Raw genomic sequence first — 15,140 nt, forward strand, 5'->3', positions numbered from 1 at the left:
CGTCACCCTCCCCGGACGTCAGCTCCGCCGGCCAGAACGCGCGGCTCATCGGTCGACCGACCTACATACCTCAGGAGCGCCACCCCGATCACCGACCACACCAACGCCGCCAGGACCACCACCAGACCGGAACCGGAGCGATAGAAGTCCCGGTACTGGTCCGAGGTCTGGGTAAGGAACAGCAGCAGGAGCCAGGGAATCAGCACGACCACCCAGCTCTCGATACGCTGCTCGGTTCCGTCGGCCCGTATCTCGGCCTCCAGGCGAAGGTCCTCCGTTATCTCGCCGATCAGATCCCTGAGCACCTCGGTCACGAGACCACCGCCGTGCTCGTACGCGAGCACCAGCACCTCCACGATCCGATCGGAGCCCGGATCGCCCAGTTCCTCCTTCATCAGTTCCAGGGCGGGAACCACACCCATCATGCGGGCCATAAGACGGAACCGACCGAACGCGGGTCGGAGCGGCGCCGGACCACGCTCGGCCAGGTCGCTCAGAGCCAGCGTCAGCGTCGACCCGGCCGAGATCGCCGCCAGCGCATCCCGTAGGGCGTCCGGCCACGCCTGACGAATCTGGCGAAGCCGCTCGCGGCGGCGGCGCGTGTAGAAGGCATACGGCGCTAACGCCATGACCACGCCCGGCATGAGCGCCAACCACCAGGCCGCTGTGACAACGGTCGTAACGGCTAGTGTCGCCAGACCCAGAACGCCGGAGGCGGCAAGGAACTGGAGGGGGCTCAGATCGCTTCCGGCCTGTACCAGCCAGAGGTGATAACGGGAGAGGTCGCGTCGTGCGGCTCGCCGACGGCGTATGACGGTCGTGTAGCCCGTAAACACCCCGGCCGCCAGATAGACCGCTACGGCCGTGGCGAAGGACGCGAGCAGCCTCATAGCGGCGGCTCCCAGGACCCGGACAGAACGGCTTCGACGCCGCCGGCCTCTGGGAGAGACCGTTCCAGCCGCTGCCGTATCCCGGTAGGAGGGAGTGCGCCGGTCCACTCGAGAGTACCGGCGACCTCGTTCCTGCGAAATAGGTGTTCGGTGGCGAAGCCACCGCTCCGATGGCGGGAATCGAGCACCAGTATCTCCATGACCCTGCGCCGGATGCCCTCCTGACCGCCCGTCGGCTGGTCCCGCCGCAGGTGCACCACGAAGTCGATGGCGGTACTGAACACCCGGGTCAGGATGGCCTCGGTCACGTTCTCACCCGCCATGAGGGCTGAGTTGACCAGCGCCACCAGCGCCGCTGACGCAGAATCGGCGTGGATGGTGCAGGCGAAGCCGCACCCCGCGTTGACCGCTCGGGTGAGCTCGAATGCTTCCGATCCCCGCACCTCGCCGACACAGATGAGGTCGGGACGCTGGGCCAGCACCACCTTCACCAGGTCCCGCAGCGTGTAGCGCCGGCTGCCGTCGAGGTTGGGTGGGCTCGCTTCGTAGAAGCTCCCGTGGAGCAGGGGCATGTCGAGTTCCCTGACCTCCTCGCATACGCGGACGCACCGGTCCGCCGGAACCGACCTGAGATAGGCGCTCAACAGGGTGGTCTTGCCCGCCCCTGGCGGCCCGCTGAACAGGATGGTGGTGTTGGCTCGGGCAGCCATCCATAGGAACGCCGCCGCGGCCCGCGACAGCACACCACCGTCGACGAGAAAGCTAAGGTCATAGTTCTTGACGGTGTACTTCCGGAGGGTCACCGACAGGCGGTCCGCCACAGGTGGGATGACTGCGGTCAGGCGGGCCCGCCCACCGAGTACCCGCGCCTGCTCGATCGGGTTGGAAACATCCAGGCGCCGGTTGGTCCCGGCAAGAATGCGGGTGACGATCTGGCGGTTCTCCTCTTCGGAGGTCGGAGTGTCGAGGGCCTGCAGACGCCCGGATGAGTCGATGAACGTCACCCGCTCACCCTCGATGAAGATCTCTTCTATGTCGTTGCGGTCGATCACCGGCGTCAGTGGTCCGTAACCGACCAGAGAATCGACCAGCCTCGCTCCGATCTCGACAGGATCGCGGAACGGACGGGCACCTCCACCGCCGAAGGCCCTCCTCTGGTAGGCCGACACCAGCTGGTCCACCTCTGCCCGGATAGCCTCGCCATCGTCGAGGGGATCCAACTCCAGCTCGCCAATGCGCTCCGCGGCTCGCCTCCGTAGGGCCTCGTACGGACCGGTGCTCACGACGGGTCCCGGTCGGCACTGCTCACAAGGGCGCCGCCGAGCCTCTCCACGGTCCTGACGAAGGATCCCTTCGGCGCCGGAGTTCCGTTCCACACGGCCCGTTCCAAGCCGGTATCGATCGGCAGCCAGGTTATGGAGTCGGGAGCGAGGCTTCTCAGCAGTTCGTCGCTCAGTTCGCCTCGTTGAAATTTGGTGAGGTTGCGGGACTCGAACACGATATGGATAGGCGCGGCGGTGAGGGAACGCGCGCGGGTGGACCAGGCCAGGGTTCTCGACAGCCCGACCGGGGTGGGCTCGGCCAGGTAGACCACCTCTGCCGCCATGCCGAGCAAAGCCCGGCTCGCATCGAAGCGCCCTTCCCGGGCCTTGGCCGGACCCGGTTCTTCGAGATACGGGGAGGCCTTCAGAATCAGTTCGTCGTGCATCACAGCGATGGTCTCGACCAGGTCCACCATCTCCTCGGCCTGTACCGTGTGCCAGTCCGTGGGATCGGGCAGGCCGGTCAGTAGCGTCACGCCGTAGGGTCCCGCCATGAACGAGTCCCTGACGTCACCGCGGAGCAGCAGATGGGCGTCGAGGGCCGTCAGCAGGTTCGGAACAACCGGTAGGGAGAACCTCTGCGCCAGCATCGGCGTGATGGTGTCCACCTCGATCACCATCGACACACGCTGGCGGGCTTGGAAGGCTCCGGCCAGTATGACAGCGACGTCACCGGCCATGTCACCCCCGGCCACCATCGTGATGCGGCCGAGCCGGGTCTGCTCGCGGACCCTGGCGACGTCCACCCGTGATCGAGGCAGGCCGTCGAAAGCGACGGTCGCGACGATCTCCAGAATCGTCTCCGGGCCGCCATCGGCCGGCGCAAGGCCGTCCACACCCAATGTCAGGAGACGTTCCCTACCCAGATCACCCGATTCCGGGTCGAATATCCCCACCACCTTGCGGCCTGACTTCTGGATCCGATCCACCAGACGAGGGCTCAGGAAGCTGGTGATGTCGTCAATCAACAGGACCTCGTATTCGGTCTGCAGCGCCTCGGTAGCTGTCAGCACCGTTCCCTTGAGGCGGGCGCCGCCGAAGTCGCTGAGGAACCGCACCAGTTCGGAGGCCCAACCTCGTTGTGACCCCGCGATGGCGATGACGGGCTCGAATCCGATCACGATCCTGACCCCAGCGCGGGCAACCGGGCTTCCCGGATCGCCGGGTAGCCGCGGTAGGCGGGCAAGCCGGTCGATCTGAGCACATGGACCGAGCCGGAATCGAGGGCCGAGGCGATCAGCAGGGCCTGTACCGGGCTCACCGATACGGTCAGACCGAAGCCGGATCCGGACAGGCCTCGAGTGCCCACCGTCACGGCCAGTACCTCGACACCAGAAGCGACGAAGCGGCTCGTGCCCCCCTGCACCAGCATCACGTCGATGCGATCACCGACATGGAGTGCTGCGCCGACAGCTCGATCGGGTGAGATCGGGATGCTCATCGCCCGCTGCCCGTCCGGAGCGGCAACCGGCCTCAGGTCGTCTTCCATAAGGGGAGCGCCCGCCGCCACATCGCGCACTACCACTTGCCCGAAGAAGTGTGCCAGGCGTTCCCGGGAGAGCGCACGATCCACGAATGCGCCGTCCGGATCCACATGCCGGTACGAAATGTCGCTGCTGTCCAGGCGGCTGCCGGCCGGTATGGCATGGGCAGCCACCGGAACGTCGATCGCGGCGTCCTCGTCCCGAAGGATCAGCACATTGAGCAGGAAAGCCAGCAGGCCGGCCGTGATCATCACCGCGTGGCCGAAGGACAGGCGGCTGAACGGACTGCGCCTGCGGCTCGTCGGACCCCGTGGGGCCGCCTCCCAGGCTGGTGCGCCGGGGTCGACCATGTTCACTCCCTCCTCTGCCGGCATGAGTAGCGGGGTGACTATATCCCATACTGTCAGAGAATGCGATATTGTTGGAATAATTTTTTAGCACTTTGAATAATTACAAATGATTATCAATTATCTGCCAAAAGCACCGAATTTCAAGAACAACAACGAATTCAGCAGGACTTCATCTCCGGCCGGTCGGGCCGGTCGTCGGGAGCCCGAGACGCGGCTGCAATCCCGTTACAGGCGTTTGGTTCGGCGCATCACGTAGGCCACCCGTTCAAGGGCGACGTGGACCCTTCCGATCGCGGTACTCACCGCGACATGATCTCTCGCCACCCACTCGATCCTTCCCGTGAAGCCGGATTCTCCGCCCCGGCACACCACCTCGAAGTCCTCTTCGGTGAGCTGGAGCATGCCCATCCGGGAGAGGAAAGTCTCAACCGCATGGCTCTCGGGCTGCCCGTCGCCGAGGGTGGGCAACACGGTCAGCGCATCAACGCCGGGTAGGCAGACCTCGGCCCGGCCGTTCGGAGTCTCCATGGTCATCAGGTCATTGCGGACGTACACCGGGAAACCGTCCAAGCGGCGCCTACCCACCAGGATGCGCACCATGTGACCGGCTTGCGAAGCCTCCCAGGCGACGTCGGACATTCGCTTCTGGCGGGCCGCCAGGATCATTGCCTCGGACTCGGCTACCTCGAACTCCTGCCGGATGCGTGTCTCCATGCGCCGGTGCAATCCCAGATCGAAAGGATCGTCTTCACACACAGATGCTCTCCTACACTGGCTTGTAGCAGCAAACGATGCTCACGCCCAAAGAGTATCGCTACCGAAGGGAGGATACTCCGGCATCCTTGACGAATTTTGCGCGTTCTGGAATATTCGCGCTGCTTCTGGAGCGGTATTGAACTCTCAGATGGAACGAATGGCAGGATCTAACTGTATATGTTCTTATAGCTACCAGTGGTCTGTCTGTGGAACGGCGGTGTGGTATGCGCCGGCCGGCGGCGTTCCTCGCAAGGCCCGCTGACGAAGGCATACCCGCAGCGGTACGTTAAGGAAGCAGAACGCAGCGACGGGACGCCGAAGGCAAGCAGAACACACCAAGCTGTTTCGCAGACCGGCGTACCGGCTAGTCGATAGCTACGAACAGCCGTTCCGAGGCGAAGACGCTGATGCCGACCTGCCGATCCCTGACTTCGACGGTGATGCCTCCGTAGGGGTCCTTCTGAACCAGGTGGATCCAGGAGTCCGGCCGGATGTGATTCTCATCCAAGAAGCGCATCATTTCTGCGTCAAGCTCCAACTCCTCCGAAATCCGCTCGAGAGCCAGCGTCTCGCCCCTCTCCATTTCGGCGATGGGCTTCATCCGGGGGGGCTGGTACCCGGCGCCCGGAATGGGATTGCCGTGGGGACAGGTCTTCGGATCCTCCATGGCCGCCCACATGGCCTTCTCGACATCGTCCGAGATCATGGTCTCCCACACCTCGGCTTCCTCGTGGACCTTCGCCCAGGGGAGCTTCAGCACCTCGGAGAGGAACCGCTCGGCGAGCCGATGCCGGCGCACCACCACCGCGGCCAGATGGCGGCCCTCGTCGGTGAGACGAACCTCGTCGGAGACGTTGACCAAGCCCTCCAAAGTCATCCGGCGGACCATCTCGGACACGCTGGCCGGGCTCACTCCCAACCAACCTGCGATGCGGGCCTGGAGGACCGGTATACCGGCCTCCTCGAGCTCCCAGATGGCCTCGGCGTATTCGCGACACCGGACGGAGTAGGCGGGATCTGTCATGCGTCAATCGTAGACACGATGCGATCGGAACGCCCAAGGGACGGGCCGACCGGCCGCACCCCCGTCTCGGTCGCCAGGTGGGTCATCGGGACGTCGAAGGTATCGGTGGGAATTCCGTCGACCACCAGCGCCGAGACCGTCACGCCCACTCTCGCCGCGCTGTCGGGCACCGTCGGCAGGAACCGGTCGTAGTAGCCGCCGCCGCGCCCCAGACGTTCGCCCTCCGGCCCGAACGCCAGGCCGGGGGCCAGCACGACCGCCACGGTCGACGGATCGATGAGGGGAGCAGTGGCCACCGGTTGCTCGAACCCGTACCGGTGCCGCTCGCGCGGCGCTTCCACCGGGTGGAGGGTCAGGGGCCCGCGGGGCGGGGTGCGGGTGACAGCGAACGTCCGGCTCGCCCGATCCAGTACCGGGGTCACGTCTATCTCGTCGGGGAGCGGGAGGTATATGACCACGCTCCCGGCCGGAAGGTCGGCCCCGGCGAGCCACTCGACGATCCCGTCGACAGTCGCTCCCGCCTGATCCTCGGAGATACCCGGCCGGCGCATCCGCCGAGCCCAGCGCCGGAACTCCTCCTTACTCCCACCTGGCGGCGGCTCTCCGAAACGAGGTGACTCCATCCGGGTGAAGTTAGCGATCCTCTCACCTCCGGATCATCCATTTGCCGTCATAACAGGAATCGGTCCGGGACGCGGGGTAACCTGGCGGACAATGCGCACACTGGCCGACGGCCTCCGATCTGCCCTGACCTTCGCTGTCGGGATTCCCGTCACCGCGGGCTGTGCGGCGGCGGTCATCCTGCACACGTTGTTGAGGCCGCCGGGGGGATTGCTGGACCGGATCCCCGGCTTCTGGGGCCGGACGTGGTGCCGGGCAGCCGGCGTCAAGCTCACCGTCGAAGGCCTCGAACACATCAACCCGAAGCAGGCGTACGTGGTTATCTCGAACCACCAGTCCGCCTTCGACATCTTCGCCCACTTCGCGGCGTTACCGGTCCAGATCCGCTTCCTGGCCAAGCAGGAACTGTTCAAGATCCCCGTCTTCGGAGCGGCCATGCGCAGGATGGGGATCGTGGAGGTCGACCGGGGCGCCGGCCGGGCCACCCACCAGGCCGTCAACCGGGGCGCTGCCGCCAACATGAAGCTGGGACGCTCCCTCATGATCTACCCGGAGGGGACCCGATCGCGCGACGGTGCGATGCTGCCGTTCAAGAAGGGGGCCTTCGCCATCGCCCGCAACCTGGGCGTGCCCATCCTGCCCACCGCGATCACGGGCAGCCGCCAGGTCTGGAGCCCGGGATCCAAGATGATCCGTCCGGGACACATCACGGTCACGATCCTGGATCCGATCTCGACCGAGAACATGACGTTGCGTGACCTCGGCGGCATGACCGAGCAGGCATACTCGATGATCTCGAACGTGGCCGATGTCGAGGCCACCCCGGAGCCCAGCGACAGCCGTACCTGACCGGCGGGTCCGTGGGCGCGGCGGCGCCTAGGAACATGTCGAAGAACGGAGATGGTCGGCCCGCCCCGCCTCTAGCTGGAGTCTCCGCACCGACTGTGGGGCCAACCGAGATTCTTCGGTGCGCTCCCAGCGCCCTGTATCGGGGAAGAACGCGAAAATCGCGCCACCACACCCCACCGCTGGGCCCTCCCCCACCGCCACCACCTTGGTCCGAGGCGCGGCCCGCTATGCCCTCACGGGGCGGCCTCGAACGATTCTGATCCCTCTTACGGTCCGGTCGACGTCGGTGCCGGACCGCTGGTAATTGCGATATCCAACAACCTATAGCGGGCGCGTGACAGTTTCAACCCCCTTGTCGCCCGGCCAGGGTTCCGGGCCGGAATTCACGGTCGATCCGGGTCGGTCTGCGCTCCGTTCATCCGGTCACAACCCCGCAAACCAACGATTCAGGACACCACGAACATGCTCGAAGACGGGGATGGCCGGCCCGCCACGCCCCGGCCTGGGGTTCTGGCTCCGGTTCTGGGTCGGCGGGACATCCTTCAATACGTCCCTACGTGCGGAGCGTCCCAGACCTCCACAGGCGGGCCCAATGCCGGGGGTCGCCGAGCCGAGCTTTCCGAACCAGCCACGCCAGGTAGGAGACTCCTACGATTTCCTGGCCGATCGGCAGCAGGTCCGCCGTGGACAACCGTGCGAGTCCGGACCAATCCGTCTCGAGGCCGGTGGGGAGCTCGTAGCCCAGCATGGGCCACAGCAGGAGCTGCGGGTCGATCCATCCCACGTCCAGCACCAGGTGAAGGATCGCTCCGGCCGCGAGCACCACGGCCCGCTTCCGGTCCCCGCTGCCTCGGCGGGTGAGCACGAGCGCGGCCGCCAGCAGTCCGAGGCAGAAGGCGAGGGAATGACCGATGAACCGGACCGTCCCGCCGGCCGGAACCGACCAGCCGACCACCCATTCGATCACGTCGGGTAGGAGCGCTCCGATCGCCAGGAAGCGGAGGTCCGCGTCAGAGTCCTTGAAGGCCAGCCTGAATAGGAAGACCGCCCCGCCCAGGTGCCAGAAGATCATCGCCGCCTAGCGATCCAGCCAGGCGCCACTCCACGGACAGACCACCGATACCTCGGACAGCTTCAGAGGCAGAGGATGGCGGCGCAGTGGATGCATTGGGGGATGGGATCCGCGGCCACCTCCTCGCGCTCCGCAACGGACATCTGTAGATGGCAGGCACCGCACACCCTTCCGTCGACCTCGCCCACAACCACTCCTCCCCTACGCTGCCTCAACTGGACGTACTTCCGGAGCAGCGCGGGGGCGATCTCCGCCGCTATCTCGTCCCGCCGTTCCCGGTACCGCGCCAGCGATCCGTCAATGGTGGCCTGGAGGTCCGCGACCCGCGCCGCCAGCCCGCGCTCGACGGCCGAAGCGGCCTCCGCCGTCTCCCGCGCCGACTTCTCCTTTTCGTCCAGCCGCTCGCGCTCCTCGAGCAACTCGAGCAGCTCGTCCTCCATCCGGGACACCAGGTTGCGAAGGTTGTCGACCTCCAATCGCAGGTGGTCGGCCTCCCTGGCGCTCATGGCTCCCGCGTACAGGCGCCGCTCCTGCTCGCCGAGGCGCTGCTCGGTCATGGTGAGCTCGTCCTCGACACGCGCCGTGGATCGCTCGACGACCCGCAGCCGGTCGTTCACCTCCGAGTGTGCGGAGGCGGTGGCCGCGGCCTCCGCCGCAGCCTTGCGGAGTTCGGCAAGTTCGGGCAGCGTGCGCCGGTCCTCGCCCAGCCTGTCGATGAGCGAGTCCACCTGCTGCAAGTCGAGCAGATCCGAGAAGCTGGTCAACCGTTCCATCAGCGCTCCCACGGATTGTCGTCGCCCCCGACCATTTCGACGGGGCTGTCCACGATTCCGGCCATCAGAGCGTAGAGGGCTTGCACGCCGGGACGTTCCGTCGGGGCATGGCCTGCATCCACCATCACCATTCCCGAGTCGGCCGCCCGCCGGGCCTCATGATGCGAGACGTCGCCGGTCACGTAGGCATCCGCGCCGGCCGAGATGGCCTCATCGACCTGAGATCCACCTGATCCGGGCAGCACCGCCACCCGGCCGGCGGACCGGTCGAGCGGTCCGGAGAGGCGCGGCCGGACACCGAGCCGTGCCTGAGCGAGATCGGCGAGATCGCCTACCGAGCCGCCGAAGGATCCGCACCGGCCGAACCAGGCCTGGTCCCCGGCTCCCGTCATCGAGGATGCGAAGCCTTCAACGTCACGAAGGTCCAGGGCGGCGGCCAATGAGTCCGAGGTCCCGCCCGGAGCCGTGTCCCAGTTGGTGTGGGCCGAAATCACGGCCACCCCCCGTTCCGCCAGCGCGAAGGCCCGTCCCTCCGCTCCGGGCGCAGCGGTTAGCGAGCTCAGCGGGCGGAACAGCAGCGGGTGATAGGTGACCACCAACTCCGCCCCGACGGAGGCGATCCCATCCAGGGTGCCGGTGGTGAGCTCATGGACCACCGCCACGGCCGAGACCGCGCGCTCCGGATCACCGATCTGGAGACCGACGGCGTCCCATTCGGCCGCGGAGGCGAACGGCGCCCGCCGGTCGATCGCCGCGAGGATCTCGCCGACACGAGGTCTCATGGTGCCGGCAGGCAAACGGCACGCGGGAGGCCGGTACCGGCGGCCGGCGAGGAGCCCACGACCTCAGGCGACGCCCGAGACCTCCCACACCCGGGCTTCCCAGATGGAGCGTGAACCACGGGTGCTGATCCGGACCACCCCGCGCTCCACCAGATCGGAGAGCGCCTGGCTGGTGGCGAGCTTGCCCGGAAGGGGTATAGCTCGCTCGGTGAGCTTCCTCACCCTGGTGTAGAGGCGCCGGGCGGCGTCGATGATGGAGGACTCGTCCTGGAGGGATCCTGTCGGCAGGAAGAGGCGACCACCGGTACTCAGGCGGCGCCTCGCCTCCTCCAGCATGCGAATGGGAAGCTCGCTTCCCCGGGTGCCTCCACCGCCCCTGGTCGGGAACCATCCACTTTCATCCGCCAGGGTGTCGGGGATGCCGGACACATCACCGATGATCACGTCTGCTCGAACATCGTCTGCCAGGGGCTCGAACAGGTCGCCCTGATAGAAGGTGATCCGATCAGCCACATCGTTGGCTTCGGCGTTGGCGCGACCCACCTCGATCACATCCGGGCTCTTGTCGATGGCGTGGACATGGCGGGCGCCGAGCTTGGCCGCGATGATCGCCAGCACCCCTGATCCGCATCCGACATCGATGGCCACCTCACCCTCCTGGATGCGAAGCTCGCGAGCGATCAAGGTCGAGATGGTGGAGGGACGGAACGTCGTATCTGAAACCAGGAGGTTCATAGGGCCGAGCCGGCCCTTCCACAAGAAATCCTCGGACACCCTTCCCGCCTCCGTTACGACTACCGGGCAACGATAGCGATTCTAGAGCGATCCGGAACCGGAATTGCCCGCCAGTGCGGGCCGCACAAGACTGTTCGGGACGGTTGCCCCTGCACGAAACGGCCGGTGGAATGCGCCTCACGCCGAACGAGATACAACAGCGTCTTGCCGGCGCCCGGTCGGCCACTCTCGGAACGACCGATGGGACGGGCCGCGCCCACCTGGTGCCCATCGTGTTCGCCTACCGGGACGGGGTCATCTACACGGCGATAGACGCCAAGCCGAAGACCACCCTGCGCCTGCGCCGGATCGCCAACATCGAGCTCAATCCGCAGGTCTCGGTGCTGGTGGACCACTACGAGGACGACTGGGACCGGCTCTGGTGGATACGGCTGGACGGGGTGGCCCGGATCGCGAGCGACGGCTCCCTCCGGGAAACCGCCCTCGAGGCTCTGGCGGAGAAGTATCCCGTGTACGCCGCCCAACCGCCGCCCGGCCCCGCCATAGCGATCACGGTGGAACGCATCCGGTCCTGGTCAGCCTCCTGATCCCGGCAGCAGACATAGCGGTATCTGACTAGTCAGACTAGACTCTGGCTATGGTCACATACTCGACATACGAAGCCAAGGCGCGGTTCTCCGAAGTTATAAGGCGCGTACGAGCCGGGCAGACGGTCGTAGTGTCGTATCGAGGCGAACCGGTGGCGGAGGTACGCCCTATCAGCGCCCGTGATGAGTCGATCGAGCAACGACTCGACGACCTGGCCGCCCGCGGTGTCGTCGTTGGCGAGGATGGGCCGCGGGGTTTCCTGCATCCGGAAACGCGCCGAGCAGGCGCACTGGAACGATTCCTCGCTGAGCGCCATCGATGAGCGTCGCGTACGTAGACACCTCGTCACTGGTTGCCATCGCCTTCGCCGAGCCGGGCTACGGCGGCGTGGCCGACCGGCTGAACTCCTACTCCCAGTTGCTCTCCTCGAACCTGCTGGAAGCCGAGATGCGGGCTGCGTTCGCCCGGGAGAACAGGGAGTTCGACCGCCGTCGGCTGATAGGCCTCAGGTGGATCATTCCGGACCGACCACTCTCGCCCGAGTTCAGCAGGGTGCTCGACATCGGCTATGTGAGAGGCGCGGATCTATGGCACCTGGCAACGGCTCTCCACGTCGCCCGCGCCCCGGAGGAGATGGCCTTCATAACACTCGACGATCGCCAGCAGATCCTTGCCGGCAGGCTGGGATTTGACACCTGACCGCTACGGCGTTCCTTGCGATCGAATCGCGAGATCACCCGCGCCCGTCGGCGCTAGCGTGACGGATCATGGCGCACTTCACACCTGCCTTGTTCGATTTCCTGGAAGAGTTGGCCGCCAACAACCGGCGCGACTGGTTCCAGGCCAACAAGCAGCGGTACCGGACCGACGTCCAGGATCCGCTTCTGCAGTTCGTGACCGACTTCGAGGATCGGCTAGCGAGCATCAGCCCCCACATGGTGGCGGACGCCCGGCGGTCCGGCGGGTCGGTGTTCCGCATCTATCGGGACGTCCGCTTCTCGAAGGACAAGACCCCCTACAAGACCAACGCCGGCGTCCACTTCCGCCACGAGGCCGGCCGGGACGTGCACGGGCCGGGGCTCTACCTGCACCTCGAACCTGGCATGGTGTTCGCCGGCGCCGGCCTGTGGAGGCCGAATGCCGCCACCGCCGGAAAGATACGTGAAGCCATCGCCGAGAACCCGGACGTATGGGGCCGGATCGTGGACGAGCCGCGCTTCGCTTCCACCTTCACCCTCGAAGGCGAGTCGCTGAAGCGCGCCCCGAGAGGCTTTGACCCCGAGCACCCTCTGATCCACTACCTGAAGCTAAAGTCCTTCGTGGCCACCACCAGCTTCTCGGAAGAGGAAACCTGCGCCCCGGACTTCATCGACCTCTACACCGACACCTGCCTGGTGGCCGCGCCCTTCGCCGGATTCCTCACCGCCGCGGTAGGCCTGGCCTGGTAGATGGACAATCCGCGTTGACGGCCAAGCACGCACATGGACGGCCGACCGTGCTCCGTCCTGGATCCGGGGGTGCCGGTGAGTAGCCGCCACGGGATGCCGATCCTGGAGGTGGAGGCGTATACGTCTCGGGATTGGTTCGACCGCGAGCAGGAGCGGATCTTCTCCCGTACGTGGGCTTTCGCGGGCTTCGCCGAGGACATCGGTGAGCCCGGCCGGTACATGTCGGTTCAGGCGGGCCTGAACAACATCTTCATCTTGATGGGACGGGACCGGAGGCTGCGGGCCTTCCACAACATCTGCCGCCATCGGGGGACCCAGTTGCTGCGGGCGGTGGGGAACACCCAGCGGGCCATCGTTTGCCCGTACCACGATTGGACCTATGACCTGGAGGGCAACCTCGTGTCCGTCCCGAACCGGGAGCGTGAGTTTCCCGACCTGGACATGGACTGTTTGGGACTGCGGAAGGCTTCCGTCGACCGCTGGCGGGGGATGCTATGGGTGCATCCCGACGCCGATGCAGGGTCCATCATGGACTGGTTCGGCGAGGTGGAGCCACATCTGGGCCCGCACGACGTAGACGCGCTGGTGGAGTATGACAAGGGTCGGACCGAGCATGTGATCGCGGCCAACTGGAAGATCGTGGTGGAGAACTACATCGACGGCTACCACCTGGGTCATCTGCACTCCGGCACTTTGGCGATGTACGACCACTCACGCATCGAGTCGGGTTTCGTGGGCCCCCACTTCGCCTTCTGGGAACCCCTGTCACCCGAGTACGCCGAGAACCTGGAGAGGAACACCCCGTACCCGCTGGTCGTTCCGGCGGACCGGGCGGGAGCATGGGTGCCGATGCTGTTCCCGGGGATCGGATTGGGGGAATCGGAAAGCTCATGGTCGCTGTTCCATGTGACCCCGCTGGCGCCCGACCGGACGCGGGTGGTGATCCGTACCAAGGTTGCCAACGCATCTTCATGGGCGTTCACCCGCCAGTCCATCCGGTCCTCCGGTTTCTGGTCTGGGAAGGTGAGCGGCAAGTACAGCGGTGACTCCTCCGACCCCCTGGCCTCCGGCGATTTCATGGCTGAGGACATCTACGCCTGCGAACAGCAGCAGCGTTCCCTCCAGAGCCCTTACTTCCGCCACGGTCCATCGTCGGTCTCCGGTGAATCCGGAGTCCGGCGCCACCAGGAACTGGTCCGCGAATGGGTGGAAGGGAGCCCGTGAGGGGCGAGTTCCACCGGCTGCGGGTCCTCGAGACCCGAGCCGAGACGGAAAACGCCACGACCGTGTCCTTCGATGTACCGGAGCCGCTGCGCGAGACCTTCCGCTGGCGGGCCGGCCAACACATCACGCTGCGCTTCCACATCGATGGTGAAGAGAGGCGCCGCTCCTACTCCATCTCCGAAACACCCTTCGGCGACGCTCCGCTGCGCATCACGGTCAAGCGGGTCCGGGGAGGACTCGTCTCCAACCACATCAACCAGAATCTGGCCACCGGCCAGGCCATCGACGTTATGCCACCTTTCGGCGGGTTCTGCCTGGATCCGGACCCCCGCAAGAGGCGCACCCACTACTTCTTCGGCGCAGGCAGCGGGGTCACCCCGCTGTACGCGATGATCCGTTCCGTCCTGGTCGCCGAGCCGCACTCGACGGCACTAGTCGCCTACGGCAACACCGACGCCGAGAGCATCATCTTCCGCAAAGCGCTCGCCCGCCTGGAAGCCGGTTCCGATGGCCGCCTCACCGTCAGACACGTCCTCTCCTCCCCCATCCGGACGTCTCGGGTCCGGCCCTGGCGGCACGGTCGCATCGGACCGCAGACGGTGGCCGAGTTCATCGACCACCACCCTCCCTACGCGCAGGACACCCGGTACTACATCTGCGGACCCGGCGACATGAACCCCGTGGTCCGGGCAGCGCTCCGCGGATTGGACGTACCGGAGGAACGCATCCACACCGAGAGCTACGGACCGACAGCACCTCCGGACGACTCGGTGGCAGGCGTAGCCGCCGCGCTGACCGTGAGCCTCAACGGCGAGACCCTGTCCGTGCGCGCCGCCGCGGGCCAGACAATCCTCGACGCGGTGCGATCCGCCGGGGGCACACCCCCCTACTCCTGCGAATCAGGAGTCTGCGGCGCATGCCGAGCCCGCCTGCAGACCGGTTCAGCGCACCTACGCGCCACGATGGCACTCACCGGTTCCGAGATAGCCAGCGGTGTCATACTCACCTGCCAGGCCCTCCCCACAACCCCGCACCTCACGGTGGCATATCACTGAGTTACTGGTCGCCACCAGGACGTGGCGTAAGTGGAAGCCTCCGGGCCAAACGGGCGCCGTGGCAGGCCCGCCGCACACGTCGCGACGGACGCGGCCTAGCTCCGTGATTGTTCCGGTAACGGTACGGCACATCCAGCCGCCAATGAATCCCCTGATCGCTGTGTACT

At 66.1% G+C, this 15,140-nt stretch carries 18 protein-coding genes; 7 read left to right on the forward strand and 11 right to left on the reverse strand.

Annotation, left to right across the window (positions count from 1 at the left end):
* Positions 1-2 precede the first annotated feature (2 nt).
* From ACOQPD_RS06800 to ACOQPD_RS06830, 7 genes are all read right to left on the reverse strand, one after another.
* Positions 3-890: a type II secretion system F family protein gene (locus ACOQPD_RS06800; protein WP_420614135.1), complete on the reverse strand. Its 888-nt coding sequence runs from the start codon at positions 888-890 to the stop codon at positions 3-5.
* Entirely contained in the window at positions 887-2,173 is a 1,287-nt protein-coding gene (locus ACOQPD_RS06805; protein ID WP_420614136.1) for a CpaF family protein, read from the reverse strand. The genes ACOQPD_RS06800 and ACOQPD_RS06805 overlap by 4 nt, the downstream gene beginning before the upstream one ends.
* Positions 2,170-3,333 (reverse strand): hypothetical protein, encoded by a 1,164-nt coding sequence (locus ACOQPD_RS06810; protein WP_420614137.1) that lies wholly within the window; start codon positions 3,331-3,333, stop codon positions 2,170-2,172. Before ACOQPD_RS06810 ends, ACOQPD_RS06805 begins: the two co-directional genes overlap by 4 nt.
* Complete coding sequence (cpaB, locus tag ACOQPD_RS06815; RefSeq protein ID WP_420614138.1) at positions 3,330-4,046, reverse strand: Flp pilus assembly protein CpaB; 717 nt, start codon at positions 4,044-4,046, stop codon at positions 3,330-3,332. The genes ACOQPD_RS06810 and cpaB overlap by 4 nt, the downstream gene beginning before the upstream one ends.
* Before the next feature lie 225 nt (positions 4,047-4,271).
* Positions 4,272-4,802, reverse strand: a complete 531-nt coding sequence (locus tag ACOQPD_RS06820; RefSeq protein ID WP_420614139.1) for a hypothetical protein — start codon at positions 4,800-4,802, stop codon at positions 4,272-4,274.
* Positions 4,803-5,166: 364 nt separating this feature from the next.
* The gene (locus ACOQPD_RS06825) at positions 5,167-5,826 is read right to left on the reverse strand and encodes a metal-dependent transcriptional regulator (RefSeq protein ID WP_420614140.1); all 660 of its coding nucleotides are present in this window, start codon (positions 5,824-5,826) and stop codon (positions 5,167-5,169) included.
* Positions 5,823-6,449: a 5-formyltetrahydrofolate cyclo-ligase gene (locus ACOQPD_RS06830; RefSeq protein ID WP_420614141.1), complete on the reverse strand. Its 627-nt coding sequence runs from the start codon at positions 6,447-6,449 to the stop codon at positions 5,823-5,825. The genes ACOQPD_RS06825 and ACOQPD_RS06830 overlap by 4 nt, the downstream gene beginning before the upstream one ends.
* A 91-nt stretch (positions 6,450-6,540) precedes the next feature.
* Between ACOQPD_RS06830 and ACOQPD_RS06835 the strand changes: the two genes are divergently transcribed.
* Positions 6,541-7,296, forward strand: a complete 756-nt coding sequence (locus tag ACOQPD_RS06835) for a lysophospholipid acyltransferase family protein (protein ID WP_420614142.1) — start codon at positions 6,541-6,543, stop codon at positions 7,294-7,296.
* 553 nt (positions 7,297-7,849) lie between these two features.
* Here the strand turns inward: ACOQPD_RS06835 and ACOQPD_RS06840 are convergent.
* From ACOQPD_RS06840 to ACOQPD_RS06855, 4 genes are all read right to left on the reverse strand, one after another.
* Complete coding sequence (locus tag ACOQPD_RS06840) at positions 7,850-8,368, reverse strand: metal-dependent hydrolase (RefSeq protein WP_420614143.1); 519 nt, start codon at positions 8,366-8,368, stop codon at positions 7,850-7,852.
* A gap of 62 nt (positions 8,369-8,430) precedes the next feature.
* Positions 8,431-9,141 (reverse strand): zinc ribbon domain-containing protein, encoded by a 711-nt coding sequence (locus ACOQPD_RS06845; protein ID WP_420614144.1) that lies wholly within the window; start codon positions 9,139-9,141, stop codon positions 8,431-8,433.
* The gene (locus ACOQPD_RS06850) at positions 9,141-9,923 is read right to left on the reverse strand and encodes a Nif3-like dinuclear metal center hexameric protein (protein ID WP_420614145.1); all 783 of its coding nucleotides are present in this window, start codon (positions 9,921-9,923) and stop codon (positions 9,141-9,143) included. Before ACOQPD_RS06850 ends, ACOQPD_RS06845 begins: the two co-directional genes overlap by 1 nt.
* A 63-nt stretch (positions 9,924-9,986) precedes the next feature.
* On the reverse strand, positions 9,987-10,697 hold the full coding sequence (locus ACOQPD_RS06855; protein ID WP_420614146.1) for a 50S ribosomal protein L11 methyltransferase: 711 nt from the start codon (positions 10,695-10,697) through the stop codon (positions 9,987-9,989).
* Between the two features lie 131 nt (positions 10,698-10,828).
* On the opposite strand from ACOQPD_RS06855, the gene ACOQPD_RS06860 reads away from it, so the two are divergent.
* The 6 genes from ACOQPD_RS06860 (at position 10,829) to ACOQPD_RS06885 (ending at position 14,973) form a co-directional block, all read left to right on the forward strand.
* On the forward strand, positions 10,829-11,245 hold the full coding sequence (locus ACOQPD_RS06860) for a TIGR03668 family PPOX class F420-dependent oxidoreductase (RefSeq protein WP_420614147.1): 417 nt from the start codon (positions 10,829-10,831) through the stop codon (positions 11,243-11,245).
* A gap of 50 nt (positions 11,246-11,295) precedes the next feature.
* On the forward strand, positions 11,296-11,568 hold the full coding sequence (locus ACOQPD_RS06865) for a type II toxin-antitoxin system Phd/YefM family antitoxin (protein WP_420614148.1): 273 nt from the start codon (positions 11,296-11,298) through the stop codon (positions 11,566-11,568).
* On the forward strand, positions 11,565-11,945 hold the full coding sequence (locus ACOQPD_RS06870) for a PIN domain-containing protein (protein ID WP_420614149.1): 381 nt from the start codon (positions 11,565-11,567) through the stop codon (positions 11,943-11,945). The genes ACOQPD_RS06865 and ACOQPD_RS06870 overlap by 4 nt, the downstream gene beginning before the upstream one ends.
* A 68-nt stretch (positions 11,946-12,013) precedes the next feature.
* The gene (locus tag ACOQPD_RS06875; RefSeq protein ID WP_420614150.1) at positions 12,014-12,694 is read left to right on the forward strand and encodes a DUF2461 domain-containing protein; all 681 of its coding nucleotides are present in this window, start codon (positions 12,014-12,016) and stop codon (positions 12,692-12,694) included.
* Positions 12,695-12,769: 75 nt separating this feature from the next.
* Complete coding sequence (locus ACOQPD_RS06880) at positions 12,770-13,918, forward strand: aromatic ring-hydroxylating oxygenase subunit alpha (RefSeq protein WP_420614151.1); 1,149 nt, start codon at positions 12,770-12,772, stop codon at positions 13,916-13,918.
* A complete protein-coding gene (locus tag ACOQPD_RS06885) occupies positions 13,897-14,973 on the forward strand; it encodes a 2Fe-2S iron-sulfur cluster-binding protein (protein ID WP_420614152.1) in 1,077 nt (358 codons plus the stop codon). The genes ACOQPD_RS06880 and ACOQPD_RS06885 overlap by 22 nt, the downstream gene beginning before the upstream one ends.
* The last annotated feature ends 167 nt before the right edge of the window (positions 14,974-15,140 follow it).

It is taken from the genome of Candidatus Spongiisocius sp., from assembly GCF_965221825.1.
In the GTDB taxonomy this organism is placed as follows: domain Bacteria; phylum Actinomycetota; class Acidimicrobiia; order Spongiisociales; family Spongiisociaceae; genus Spongiisocius.